The sequence below is a fragment of the Petrachloros mirabilis genome, from assembly GCF_975968855.1.
Window position 1 is genome coordinate 1 of sequence record NZ_CDLUDY010000177.1, and the last position, 13,404, is coordinate 13,404.

The 13,404-nt window shown below is 54.6% G+C and carries 14 protein-coding genes; 4 read left to right on the forward strand and 10 right to left on the reverse strand.

All coding sequences use genetic code 11. The features are described 5' to 3' along the window. From ACWVCN_RS07235 to ACWVCN_RS07280, 10 genes are all read right to left on the reverse strand, one after another. Window positions 1-113, reverse strand: a 113-nt coding sequence (locus tag ACWVCN_RS07235) for a helix-turn-helix domain-containing protein (protein ID WP_455244903.1), incomplete at its 3' end; no start/stop codon positions are given. Window positions 114-494: 381 nt separating this feature from the next. Next, window positions 495-1,583, reverse strand: coding sequence for an ABC transporter ATP-binding protein (locus ACWVCN_RS07240; protein ID WP_455244890.1), 1,089 nt, complete (start codon window positions 1,581-1,583; stop codon window positions 495-497). Further along, window positions 1,568-2,242 (reverse strand): molybdate ABC transporter permease subunit, encoded by a 675-nt coding sequence (modB, locus tag ACWVCN_RS07245; RefSeq protein WP_455244891.1) that lies wholly within the window; start codon window positions 2,240-2,242, stop codon window positions 1,568-1,570. The genes ACWVCN_RS07240 and modB overlap by 16 nt, the downstream gene beginning before the upstream one ends. 72 nt (window positions 2,243-2,314) lie before the next feature. Further along, entirely contained in the window at window positions 2,315-2,518 is a 204-nt protein-coding gene (locus ACWVCN_RS07250) for a TOBE domain-containing protein (protein ID WP_455244892.1), read from the reverse strand. 41 nt (window positions 2,519-2,559) lie between these two features. Continuing rightward, window positions 2,560-2,889 carry a hypothetical protein gene (locus ACWVCN_RS07255; protein ID WP_455244893.1) on the reverse strand — a complete coding sequence of 110 codons (330 nt, stop codon included), beginning with the start codon at window positions 2,887-2,889 and terminating at the stop codon, window positions 2,560-2,562. After that, a complete protein-coding gene (gene modA, locus ACWVCN_RS07260; protein WP_455244894.1) occupies window positions 2,867-3,691 on the reverse strand; it encodes a molybdate ABC transporter substrate-binding protein in 825 nt (274 codons plus the stop codon). The genes ACWVCN_RS07255 and modA overlap by 23 nt, the downstream gene beginning before the upstream one ends. Window positions 3,692-3,806: 115 nt before the next feature. Continuing rightward, window positions 3,807-5,543, reverse strand: coding sequence for a porin (locus ACWVCN_RS07265; protein ID WP_455244895.1), 1,737 nt, complete (start codon window positions 5,541-5,543; stop codon window positions 3,807-3,809). A gap of 47 nt (window positions 5,544-5,590) precedes the next feature. Next, on the reverse strand, window positions 5,591-6,283 hold the full coding sequence (locus tag ACWVCN_RS07270; RefSeq protein WP_455244896.1) for a hypothetical protein: 693 nt from the start codon (window positions 6,281-6,283) through the stop codon (window positions 5,591-5,593). A 48-nt stretch (window positions 6,284-6,331) separates the two neighbouring features. Then, window positions 6,332-7,234, reverse strand: a complete 903-nt coding sequence (locus ACWVCN_RS07275) for a molybdate ABC transporter substrate-binding protein (RefSeq protein WP_455244897.1) — start codon at window positions 7,232-7,234, stop codon at window positions 6,332-6,334. Between the two features lie 485 nt (window positions 7,235-7,719). After that, entirely contained in the window at window positions 7,720-8,793 is a 1,074-nt protein-coding gene (locus tag ACWVCN_RS07280; RefSeq protein WP_455244898.1) for a hypothetical protein, read from the reverse strand. A gap of 642 nt (window positions 8,794-9,435) precedes the next feature. Here ACWVCN_RS07280 and ACWVCN_RS07285 point away from each other — a divergent pair. From ACWVCN_RS07285 to ACWVCN_RS07300, 4 genes are all read left to right on the forward strand, one after another. Further along, entirely contained in the window at window positions 9,436-10,533 is a 1,098-nt protein-coding gene (locus tag ACWVCN_RS07285) for an ATP-binding response regulator (protein WP_455244899.1), read from the forward strand. Window positions 10,534-10,667: 134 nt separating this feature from the next. Next, a complete protein-coding gene (gene trmL, locus ACWVCN_RS07290; protein WP_455244900.1) occupies window positions 10,668-11,129 on the forward strand; it encodes a tRNA (uridine(34)/cytosine(34)/5-carboxymethylaminomethyluridine(34)-2'-O)-methyltransferase TrmL in 462 nt (153 codons plus the stop codon). A gap of 404 nt (window positions 11,130-11,533) precedes the next feature. Further along, a complete protein-coding gene (locus tag ACWVCN_RS07295; RefSeq protein WP_455244901.1) occupies window positions 11,534-12,730 on the forward strand; it encodes a substrate-binding domain-containing protein in 1,197 nt (398 codons plus the stop codon). Between the two features lie 271 nt (window positions 12,731-13,001). After that, window positions 13,002-13,307, forward strand: a complete 306-nt coding sequence (locus ACWVCN_RS07300; protein ID WP_455244902.1) for a hypothetical protein — start codon at window positions 13,002-13,004, stop codon at window positions 13,305-13,307. Window positions 13,308-13,404: the final 97 nt, after the last annotated feature.

Here is a 13,404-nt window from a genome sequence, read left to right on the forward strand (position 1 = left end):
ACCGACACACGAGTCGTGTGCAATGCATCAGCTAATTGCTGCTGCGTCAGCCCCAGTTGTTCTCGGACACGCTTGAGATCGGATGGTTTCATGTGTAACCAATGGTTACACATCACTGACAGCTTGTCAACCCCTTATCGATGGCTCAGATTCAGCATCCATATAATGTTATGAAACCGCTGTGGCGATGCGGGATCTGTGTATAACTTCAAATCAAACGACAGTCCCATCAAGGCAACGCACATCCGACAGCACAAAACACCGCTTCCAGACAGGAGATAACCAATCCTTCCACTTTAATCTTTAAAGACCACAAGATATGGTGGATCAAGAACAGTGCTACCCAATGCCCAAAAAATAGGCAATCAGGTCACTGTGCGGTCGAAATGCACCGGTTTCTTCATCGCTCTCAATGCTACACACAGGGTTATCCACAGAACTTGGGGAGAGTAAATCTGAACAGGACTAGAGGGGAAAGACTACAGGACTTCAGCTTATTGACGGGGAACCAAATGAATTGATCCAGCCTTAAAGGCAGCTTTGACAGGAGTGCCAATGAGCAGGCGCAACTCACTAAGAGCCGATTGCGTCACCAGCGCCGTCAATGGAAACCCGCAATCGACCGTCACTTTCGCCAGAGCGCCGGTCGATGTGATCGCACGTACGGTCGCCGCAAGATGATTACGCGCACTTGTGGCCCCGGCTCCCGATGATTCAAGCGTCACATCTTCGGCTCGAATACAGACAAAGACATCCCGGTCTGTCCCATGGGATGCGACGGCAGTGAGCAACTTTTCTCCAACTTGGACTGTCGCCAATCCTTCGTGCAATTCAGTGACTGTTCCCTGCACGACCGTTTCGACACCGACCACACGTGCGACGTCAGCATTGGCCGGTCGGCTGAAGACATCTTGAGGCCGGCCCGTTTGCAAGACGCGGCCGTCGTCGATCACGGCAATCTGATCTCCCAGGGCCAACGCTTCCGTCCAATCGTGCGTGACGACAACGGAGGGAATGGCCAATTGCGTGAGGAGTATTCGCAATTCCCCGCAAAGCTTTGCCCGCGTCGGCGCATCGAGCGCAGAGAGCGGTTCGTCCAACAAGAGGAGCCTCGGCCTTCTGGCAATCGCCCGCGCCAGCGCAACGCGCTGTTGTTGCCCGCCTGACAATTGCACCGGCCGCTGATGAGCCAGCCCTTCGATTTGCAACAGCCGCAACGCTTCACTTACTCTTCTCGTCTTTTCTGCGCCGGAACAGTCACCCAGGCCATAGGCAATATTCCCCTCCACCGTGTAATTGGGAAACAACGCGTAGTCTTGCGACATATAGCCGAGACCTCTGGCTTGAGGCGGGAGAGCAATCCCTCGTGTCACATCGAGCCACGGTTGACTATTGAAGTTGATAGTCCCCTGCTCCGGCTGTTCAAGACCGGCCAGACAGCGCAGGATCGTCGTCTTCCCTGAACCGGATGGACCGAACAGAATCGTAACGGAGGCAGGATCAAGAGGAAACGTGAGCTGAGCATCGATCGTCGCTCGGCCCGGGAAGGTCTTGCGGATATCGAGCGCTATTTCTGCGGCCATACCGACCACACACGCCGGTTCATGGCGTAGACCAAAAGCAGCACGAGATATGAAATCGTCAGCAGAAATGCCGCTGTTTGTGCCGCACCTGTATAGTTCAACGCCTGCACTTCATCGTAAATATCAATAGAGACGGTGCGTGTGACGCCTTCGATATTGCCGCCGACCATCAGCACGACGCCGAATTCACCCAAGGTATGGGCGAAACTCAGCACAATGCCCGTGATCAGTCCTGCCATCGAAAGCGGTATGATGAGTTTAAAAAACGTCTTGACCTTGGAGAGCCCTAAGGTCCAGGAGGCTTCAATGAGCTTCTTGTCGACTTGTTCAAACGCAGTCGCAAACGGCTGGACGGCAAAGGGGAGGCTGTAGAGAATGGACGCGAAGAGCAAACCCTCGAACGTGAACGGAAGCGGATGTCCGACTATTTCGATATAGATACGCCCGACAGGACTCTGCGGTCCGATCGCGACAAGAATATAGAACCCCAGTACCGTAGGCGGGAGCACAAGCGGCAAGGCCACAATCGACTCGACGAGAAACTTCCACCGCCATTTTGAAAACGTGAGCCAATAGCCGATGGGCAGACCCATGATCAGCAGCGCGGCAGCCGTGAGGCTGGCCAACTTAACAGAGACCCAGATCGCTATCCAATTCACCGGTCCGCCTTTGTTTTACACCTGCCAATCCGCCGCATCGTAGGGAGCCGTGATCTGCAAAGTCAACGGATGTTACTTGCCGATCATGACTTCCGTAGCCTTGACCGCGACCATAACCGAGTCGTTGACCTTCAAGCCCATGTTCCTCACGGATCCTTCGGTAATGGCCGCGACAAATTCGAGGGTGCCGACTTTCACGATCACCTCCGCCATCGCCTGTCCTTCAGTAATCTTGGTCACCGTTCCTTGGAACTGATTCCGTGCACTGAGCTTCATGTCGATCTCCTTTCCTCCGGATATATAACAATCGATCCACACTACTTGCAGCGGAACTGAATCCCCCAATGCCTGCCGGTCACTTCCCCTTCCCGGCCATCCCTGCCTGACATGCTCGCATAACCCTTGACTTCCCCGTCCCGAACAACGACGTAGCCGGCTGGACATTTCTTGTTGATCACCTGCAGCGCTTCCTTGCGATAGGGCGATCCCATCGGACCTCCTCGATCCTCTTTATACAAGTAGGTGACGGTCCCGCCTGTTTCCGTTTCCTGTCTGAGTTGAACCGCATCAGAACATCCCGCAACGCACATGACACCGACCGTGCACAGCAGGACGACGATTCGCTCAGTTCGGCAGCGTAAAACCATATCGCGTCATGACCTCTTGCGCCGTTTCGCTCTTGAGAAAATCGACGAACGCTTGCGCCGCATCCTGCTGCTTCGACGATCGCAAGATCACTACACCTTGCTCAAGAGAAGGATGGGCCGACGCCGGAATCTCCCAATATGCTCCCGCCGTCTTCATCGCAGGAGCCAGCGCCAAGGACAGGGCAATAATCCCGACGTCGCACGCGCCCGACTCGACAAACTGTGCTGTTTGCGACACGTTCTCGCCAAAGATCAGCTTGTCCTTCACCAAACTATACACACCATAGTGCTCCATCGCAGCCACTGCAGCCCGACCGTATGGCGCGTGCTTGGGGTTTGCGATGGCAATTTTCTTGATCGCCGTTTCGCGCAAGACATCGATCCCTTTCAAGATGTCCAGCTTTGCGTTGTTTTCCGCCCACAAGACAATGCGACCAACCGCGTATCGATAGACCGAGCCCGGTACCGCCAGACCCGCCTCTTCAAGTTTCCGTGGATACGCGATGTCGGCTGAGAAGTACAGATCGAACGGCGCTCCATTCTTGATTTGAGAATAGAAATTTCCGGACGACCCCAACGACAACTTCACACGATTGCCAGTCGTCCTTTCATACTCGGGAACGAGGTCCTTGAACGCAAAATTGAGATCCGATGCCGCCGCAATGATCAACTCCGCACCGATGGCGGAAATCGGCTTCAGCAAGATGGTCGGCAATGCGATGATTGCCATCAATCCTTTTCCTCCCTGCAACCCCCGCAGGGATATCGTAAAAACGCGGATCACACCTTCCTCCCGATTCATTCCCGGAACCGTATCAATTCGATGAAGAACAGGGGCACGATCCCAATTTTATTCACATCACAGGGGATCTGCCTTCCTCTGAAGGAAAATGTTATTCGCCAAATTCTTCGCATGTCTAGAAGAAAATTTGATATTGGACACGAATCACATTTTGGATCAACGTTCCGCCAACTGCGTCGAGCGGGACTGTTCCGGATTGCGGGGGCAGCGGGGCGCTTCGCCCAATGGCATAGCCCCCGGTGCCCATCTGAATGTTGCTGTACGTGATCATGATCTGATGATCGTAGGTTCCGTTCAGGAACCAATTCAACGACGCATCAAATTCATTGATGATGTCGCCTCCCGAGTGAGTATCAGGATCCCAGTAGGCATAGCGAGCAGCAATCTCGAGCTGACGCGGGATCAGATAATACCCGCTCTGGACGTAGAAACCCGTCGCGTTCCCGAGCAGGCCAGGCGCAAAGGCCACACATCCCGTAGCCGGATCATTGTTGGCCACCGGTTGCATGCAGGGCAGCCCCTTATCGTGCCTGTTTATGTTCTTAAAGTAGTATTCGCCCTGGAGTGAAAACCCTCGGTACTTGAAGATGCTGTCGACCGTCCACGTAAAGAAGTCGACGGTCCCCCATCCGAGTTGACGACCGTTTCCAAATGTCGCAAGGGCCCGGCGGAAATTCAGGTTCGCGAGGTCCGTGCCGATATAGGAACTGTTCGAGCTGGTATTGACTGAGGGATTGTAGGCAACACCGCCGCCGAGAGCAAACTGCGGCGTCTCTGAATAGGCCAAATCACCTTCCCCGTAACCGGGGCGGCCCAAGACATTCCAGTTCAAGCGTGCCGTGTACATGAGCTCGTTGACGTCAAACCGGGTATTGCCATTGATGTTCCGTTGTGGGGAAGGACATCCGCTCGGAGACGGGAGTGGGTTCTGCCCAGTCGTTCCCCCAGGGCAGCCTTCGGTCGGTTGCTCACTGGAGAACCCACCCAACCGGTTGAAGCTTGGTCCGGCTCCGTTGAAGACGCCGAGGTAGTAGTTTACCGGGTAGACCTCCTCATCGTTCATAAGAGTGATACCGATGTCCCGCCGGTCCAGTCCGCTTGCTGTGAAGCTATCCATAACCAGTGCACGTTCAGCAAATTGCATTGATGCCGTCGAGTTAATCTGCGCCCGGTTGAAAAACACCTTGTACTGACCTAGCTGGAGGTTCAACAGCGGAAAATGGGTGCTCGTGAAGGCCCAATCCAGAACCCTGACCGCACTGGGTGTTTGCGCATTCTCCGCTGTCTCGGCGGCCATCTGTATAAAGTACTTGAAGTCGGGGCTGAACAGGTGTCCCATAAAGTAGAGCCGGGCGCGGCGCACGTTGAACGACGATGCGCTGTTGTCCAATCTGGTGGCACGGTAATCACCGAACACTCCCAGTAGTTCTGGGTAGTTCTTCGCATCGCCAGGATTTCGCCATGCGTCATTCTGGAACCGCTGTGTGAAACGAAGTTGGGATCGAAAGCGGATCTTCAGGAAGAATTTATTGTCATTCATCGAGAAGTTGAAGCCCCTGTCGTACCAGGCTTTGAAGCTGGGCGAGAGCAGCCGCTCCCGCTCCTCCGACGCTCGCTGTACTTCCTCGTATTCTTCCGGTGTGATTGTGCCCTGCTTGACCGCCCGCTCCAATAGCAGCTTCACCGCCGGATCCTGGGATCCGACAAACTCGTGTTGACCTTCTTTTTCCACCATCTTGACTGTTTCTGCCGCCCCGAGAGGTTGCGATATTCCCAGACAAATCAGCAGCGGTGCAAATCCAACGACAGTCAGCGGTCTGCGCGAAATGATTCGTCCCCGAGACGGCGACATACGCAGCTCCTTTTCAGGACGTGACGATGGTGTGAAGAGAGACCCGCTCATGGAGCAATTGGGCGTGATGGTTTTCCGGTTGCCCCTGTCGAAGGCAGTGTGTTCAGAAGGTCTCTGTATTCAACGCCTCGACGACCTGTCACCGGGTCCTTGCTCCAGAATCGACTCGGTTCAAAAAACAAGTCGTAGGAGTTCGGCAGCGGTGGCGGAGTCGCGTACCGGTCGGCCTCGTACACCGAGGTCCCATGGCTCGACAGGAGCGAACGGAAGAAGTCGATGTGCAACAACAGAAACGGGCCCCGAACAGCGATCCATCCCGATGTTACCTGCCGGTCGACAGACGGATTTTTCCCCGGTGCATACAGCTCGAATGCAACTCGTTGATCAGGCTGGACACGGGAAAGAGCGCGCCGAAGATGCGACTCGAGCGATCGGATCTCATTCTCACGAAACAACCGATCCGGCGTCTTCTCTTCGGAGAACCAGCGAAGCGGAATGCTCACCTTCTCTCGTATGGAGAAGGCACGAAGAATCGCCGACAGTTCCTCCGCGGATAACGTGACGGGATGGGAATATCGGACTGAAGCCACCTCTTGCTGAAGCGTGATCGAAACCCCGGAATCCTGATAAACGGTGTCAACCACGTACGGCAGCCTGGCACAACCTGCATACAGCAATAGATTCCCGGCCAGAACGCTCACGCAAAGTAGTCGGGCTACTTCTCCATTTTCCTCAAACACGGTACGCTCCTTCCGCTAATCGGAATCACTGGCCCTCACCGGTACGACTCACTCGACAAACGACCGCTTCGTTCCCATATCGGATCTGAACAAATTAAGAACGCGTACCCACCATGGCGAGTCGGTGGCAGGGTCGCCGACTTCATTTTCTCCAGTTCCGCTCACCTCACCAGTGATCTCGTCTCTTCTTGAGGTGCGTGCTGCGCCGTACCCGAGTCCTGCCAAGATCGTGCGAGCCTCCTGCGATTGCGTGAAATCCAGGAACGACTGGCACAACAGTCGGTTCGGACAAAACCGTTCCATCGCCATCGCATAAATCACAGGCGGTGCGATCTCCTGTGGTAGCGGTGCAATGATTTTGATGCCCCCCCCAGCCGCTACTGCCTGATGTTCAAAGAGAATCCCAACGTCGGCTTTGCGATGGATAATTCGATCGAGCACTCCCCTAGCGTCGTGCGACATGATGACCCGATCGGTCTTGGCATCGCTCCATTGCAGATGGTGGAGGGCGGATTGAGTTCGATGACCGAGTTCGCTGACATCGGGGTCAGCCACGACAATGCTGACCGTCGTGGCGCTGCGCAGGTCTTCGAAGGAATCGATAGGTGTCGGCCTGTCAACCGTTGAGACGAGTACCAAACGATCCATAGCGAATGGTCGTCGAGTACTGGGGAGCACATAATGTCGATCCTCGAGTCGATCGAGCAGTTGCTGATCTGCCGGAGCGACGATGTGAACGACGCCGGATTCGACTCCGTACAGTCCTGCGTTCTGCAACCTCGCGACGGTCCCTCGGAGGCCCAAACCGGAATCGAGAAGGATCTTGATGTGCACATCCGGATGCGACGACTCAAAGGATACTGCGAGGCCGACGAGTGGTTTCTCCAGCCTAGGGGAAGTCAGGATGACGAGCGGTTCCGCTATAACTTGGGATGGCTGAATCGAAATCATCAACGCACCCACAAGAAAGAGCCATCGGACCGCGTCTGCCCCTCGCCGCCTCCCTCTTTTTGAAGAATCCCGCGCCTTCCATGAAGTGAGCGAGCCGCAGGGTTTCAAGCCCTCAGTAAGCATGGCCGATGTGTAATGTATACTTTACATATATGTCAAGTATAATTTACACCTGTCATGCCATCACGATCCGCACCTGATTGCCCGGGTTCCACGCTCTAGACATGGCGCAACTCACCCAGGACACCACGATAAACACGACTTAAGAAGGAAGAAGAACAACGGAGAGAGCGCGCGAAAGCAAACTTCTGTCTCCTGCAGAACGGACGGCCGGTTGAAGTTGCTAGCTCCCGGGGATCCCGGCTCGCCGCCGGCCCGACCTTCGATTCCACTTCCGAGGGACTGCAACAAATTTCGCCGAGGCTTCGTTGTGTGGAAAAATTGTGCGCATCAGTGGAAGCAAAATCAAGTTACGTTCCCTTCAATCATCGCATTAAGACCTTACCGGTCTGGCTCCAATAGTAGAAGATGGAAAGGTTCGGATAAATAGCTTCGATAGAGTTCTGTCCCGCCACCGTGAAAAGAACCCCGAAAGCCCATACAAAGTTTGTGTCCCAGAAGCGCCATTGAAGAGTGGGTTCAACCCCGATTGTGCTGAAGCCGCTTTTCTGGCCGGCATTGATGTTATGACCATCGAGCCGCCAGGTTGCTCCGTGCAGTGTCACGAGTTCAAGGCCATATCCAAAGCCGGTTTTGTCGTCAAGGATGTGTTCGAACGAGACGCGCGTATTGATCAGGTCGCCAGTATACGTGGACGTGCCGTTGCTCTCGCCAGGAGCTGAGTAGGTGTAGAAAATGCCGGCTTGCCAACGGAACGGCTGCAGGTTTTTCCTGGTCATGATGCCTTGAGTCAAGGCGATCTCTCCGAATCTCGTCGTCGGGAAGCGACCGATCGGGGCGAATCCGCCCGGTGGCTTACTGGTTCCCGCCCATTTTCCCGTTGGGACCACGATATGCTCAAACAAAGTGATTGACGGGACAGCCGAATCGGGAGCCTGGATGATCGGGCGATATTTGAGGGCGAAGGATGTATCACCAAATCGTGTGTAGTTATCCATCTTTCCATTTTCCCGTGCCCAGTATGATTGGACCGAAGTGGTAAGGCCGAGCTGAAAGTGGTCCGAAAGTCCATAGGCAAATTCCAATGATGGGTGTTGCACGCTGTAAAGGTGGACCGGTCCGTTGTTTCGATCGAAAAAGGAGCTGAACTGATTGTCGAACGAATGTTCACCGATCTGAGAAAATATGAACGGGCGAAGCAGGTATTGTCCTCTCGGTTGGAGATCGACTGCTGTGTGCAGGATCGGTCCGTGGGAAAAGGGATTCCAGCTTCGCCGATATTTCTGAATGTCTTCATCCGACGGAACCCAATCCCAGGCCTGAGCAGAGGAGGCCGAGACTACTATGACGATGAATAAAACGAGGTGGCATCCGGCGGAATGTTTCTCGTCCTTGGTGGTGACGATGGGAAAGAACATGCGAGGCAGAATGTGGCCCATCGGGGTCCTCATGAAAAAATGCAGTGCAAATGGTTTCCATGCGCAACACCTATAACAGGCCAAAGTTACGGATGTGTAAACAAATGGGGAAAATTGAGGTGCCTAATGGATACCTCTTCCTCCAATTCGGCTCGCCCGAACAGACTGTTACTGCGGCCCTCTATCGTAACTGGTCTCCTCCGGGCTTCACAGGGACGGAACGTTGAATGAGGCGTTTTGTCGCCGACACGGCCACAGTAGTCCAGACATGAAGGACCCTCTGACTGCCAAATTCGGAGAGCAATCGGCATCATATTAATTGGGAGTAGAGTCAGCTTAAACGCGTTGAGATGGCCTCTTCACCGAGGGAATTCTCAGAGAGGCTAACCCGCTTCCCAATACACGAAAAGTACGTAAAAGAAGGAGCGGGCGAACGTGAAGGTTTGAACGGCACGAATCGGAATTGATCCGGTATCGATTTAAATTGATTCATCATTTGCCGCTCGTACCCGGGCTTACACTGTTAACTTCTCCGGAAACTTATGGATTTCACACTAATGAGTTTCTGGCGTGGTTCTTGCTGGATCCAAACTTATGATACAGACCCACTCACAGACGGCGGCCAACAGTGTTCTTCCTCAAAAGGCTGAGGGAGTGCGGACCATGCGAATCCTGGTAGCTGATGATGAACCAGACATTGTCTTGGCTCTTTCGGAGCGGCTCAAGTGGATGGGACACGAAGTGGTGACGGCTGGGGACGGAAAGGCGGCCTTAGCGGCTGTGGAGTCACAGGAGCTGGACCTTGTGCTGCTTGATGTCATGATGCCCAAGCTCAGCGGGATTGACGCGCTAAAACAGATCCACAAACGGTGGCCCAATCTTCCGGTCGTCATTCTGACCGCCCATGGAACAATTCGGCTGGCTGTCGAGGCGATGAAAGAGGGCGCGGTCGACTATGTCACAAAGCCGTTTCTTCCGAGCGACATCGATTCCGTTGTAGCTCGCGCAATGGAACAGAGCGGGCATGACGCATACATGAGCCAACTTCTTGGAGAAGTCACTCACGATACCAAGAATCTCCTCATGCCGCTTGTCACTGGAACCGACCTCTTAGCGGAGGAGATCAATGATCTATTCAAGCAACTTCCGAAAAGTGGATCGAATCGCGGGCAGGACAGTCAGCAGGCGTGCGAAGAAGTTCTGCAATTATTCCGGACAACGGCAGAACGGATACAGGACCGCATGAAAGGGATTGCCGACTATGTTGCCGTGAACCAGGCTCCATGGAAGTCGGAGGCTTGTGAGCTCGGAAAGATTGCCGATCAGGTTGCCAAAGCATTGCGGATTCTCTTGAGGCAGAAACACATATCGCTGCAGCTGGAAGGGCTTGATGTTCTGCCGGCCGTCACGGGGAGCAGCCAACGGCTCTACTCCGCCTTCTACAACCTTGTCCATAACGCAATTCCAGAAGTGCCTCTCGGGGGAACTATCACGGTTCGCGGTCGTCATGATCCCGATGAGCAAACAATCGTATTAAGTGTTGTGGATACGGGACGGGGAATGCCGCCAGCGGTTCGCGACGGACTGTTTACAAATCATCGTATGAGCACGAAATCCGGGGGGACAGGACTGGGGATGAGAATAGTCAAAGATGCCATCGCTGCGCATGGCGGTCGGATTACCGTCGAAAGCGAAGAGGGAAAAGGGACGACGTTTACGATCCACCTGCCGATTCAACCTCCTGCTGAGTCAAGCCTCTAATTTGTCAGATCATTATTGTCCGCTATTGCATTCAGCGTGATGGGACGAACATCCGTAACGGGACATCACTTTGTTGTTCCGGCATGGTACACTGCGTCCGATATTCTTTTGCAGGGACGCAATCGCCGCGCCACATGTTCGACGTCATCCTCTATCAACCAGAGATTCCCCCCAATACAGGTAATATCATTCGTCTCTGCGCCAATACTGGCGTTCACCTGCATCTGGTGAAACCGTTGGGTTTTGAGTTCAACGATCGGCAGTTGCGTCGTGCCGGGCTGGATTATCACGAATTCGCCTCCGTTGTCGTGCATGAGACATGGTCGGACTGCGTCGATCGTTTTAAAAACAGGCGGTTGTTTGCCGTGTCGACAAAGGGCACGCGGCGATTCGACGAGCCGGCATATGTCGACGGTGATGTGTTTGTGTTCGGTCCGGAAACGCGCGGTTTGCCAATGGACCTTCTTGGGGGTTTTTCAGAGGACCGGCGTATCCGGCTTCCGATGGTTTCCGGAAGTCGGAGCTTGAATCTTTCGAACGCGGTCGCGGTTGTGGTGTATGAAGCCTGGAGGCAGAACGAGTTCCGAGCTGATTGATGAAACAATTCGTTCAGCGGTGGAAATAATTTGCCGAAACCAATGGTAGTTTGACGATACGTAGAGGATAGGTTTAGGCGTCGCTTCCATTCGAAAACGTTACTTCGGCGTCTGAAGGGCTTCCTGCTCTTTCCTTTCCACTGCCGGCTTCACATAAATCTCTACACGGCCATTCTGGCTTCGCCCATCGGGGGTGGCATTTGTGACTCTCGGGTGCGACTCAGCACGGCCTTCCGTATTCACGTGGCTTGGGTCAACGCCAGATCGTGACGGATAGGGAAGTGGCGCGCCATTCTGAAAGCTTGTGGAACGAGCTGTGGTTGACGCCTGGTGGGCGGTGGACGACCATGAGCGGGCAAGTATACTTTACATAATGCAATGTTTTGTGCTACAAGCTTTTGATCATGGGACTAAGCCATCGAGCCGAGCCGGCTGAAAACATCGAAAATCGACTCCGTGAGTTGCGCAATGGGAAGGGTCTCTCTCAGACGGATCTCGCGGCGCTTTCCGGCATCACGAGGCAAGCCGTCAGCGCGATCGAAGCCAACCAGTACCTTCCGACGACAGCGGTAGCACTTCGTTTGGCGGAGGCGCTGAACTGCCGCGTGGAGGATCTCTTTCGACTCATATCGACGGGTGAAGTCATTCAGGGCGAACTGGTCCCCTGGCCGCATCCCTCATGGCCGGCCGGCCATGCACGGGTGAAGGTGGCTCGCGTCGGGAACCGGTTGATTGTGCGGCCGGTGGCGCAATTGGGTGAACTGCTCAATTACGTCGTTCCGGCGGACGGGTTGCTTGCCGACGGGATGACGATGTCTCCGAAGAAGGTGATTGCTCCGCGTAAGGTGCGCGTGCAGCTTCTGCGGGACCGTCGTTTGATCGACCAGGAAATCGCTGTGGCGGGATGCGATCCCGCAATCTTTCTGGTGGACGAATATTTGAGACGCCGAACAAATGCCGCGACGGTGGTCGGTTGGACAATGGGGAGCGGAGCTGCGTTGGAAGCCTTGAAGCGCGGGGAAGTGCATATTGCCGGGCTTCACATCGTGGATAGTAAGTCTGGCGAGTCAAATCTGCCCTACGTCCGGACGCACCTCAAAGAACTCGAAGTTACAGTCGTGACCTTTGCGCGGTGGGAAGAGGGGCTAGTTGTTGGTGCGGGGAACCCAAAGGGCCTTCGAGGGATAGCCGATCTGGCACGTGCAGACGTGCGGTTGGTCAACCGGGAAGTCGGGGCCGGTGCCCGTATTCTGCTTGATCAACGGCTGGGTGCGGCTGGTATCGCGCCGGATCGCGTGCGAGGCTATGACCGGACGGCGCTGTCTCACTTTCACGTGGCCCGACAGATTTCCGAAGGCCAGGCCGACGCCGGCATCGGCGTCCGATTCGCCGCCAATTATTACGGACTGGGGTTTATTCCTCTACAGGAAGGTCGATACGATCTCGTCGTTCCCACATCGTACCTCACAGCTCACCCGGTTCTGCAGGGGTTCTTCGACACCATCGTCACACGTCAGTTTAGAGGAGAGGTCGAGGCTCTCGGGGGATATGACACGAGGGAGACGGGAACCGTGCACAGTGTGCGCGCGACTCGTTCCTGAGGTAGCGCCTCTGTCCTAAGCCGCGCGGCGACGCCTGCGAACCGTTTCCGGATGCCCCAGTTTCTGATTGCAGGAAAGCGGATTCGATCTGGCTAAGTGCTCTAGGGGAAGGCTTCTATCCGAGAAATGAAGTGCCAGTTCAATTTTCCCCATTTGTTTACACATCCGTAACTTTAACCTGTTATAGGTGTTGCGCATGGAAACCATTTTCCGGCCTGACAGGAATTGTAGGCGAGTGCGATTCGGATAAATCTGCCGAGGTGATGAAGCGATGAAAATGCTTTTCCTAACTTTTCGTGACTCGTTACAGGACGAGATCTTGGCTTTCCTCAAAAATCAGAAGATACATGCCTACACGTACGTTCCAAAAGTCCACGGCGCGGGAGAAACCGGCGATGCATTCGGTTCTTTCCTGACTCACGGAGAAAATGCGTTGGTAATGATGGCATTGCCGGACGAGCAAGCCCGGGTAGCCATCGAAGCCTTCCGGTTACTCCGCGATGTCTTGTCTACACGCCAGCAAGGCGCGGCGATTCCCGCCAAGCTTATGGTCTTGCCTTGCGAGGAGATTGTTTGATAACCCTCCTCTCACCGTCGCCACATTTCATTGCCGATAGGAGACTTCTCCGGTCATGATCCGAGGCGCCCTTCGCAATCCCTACGCCATCGTCGCC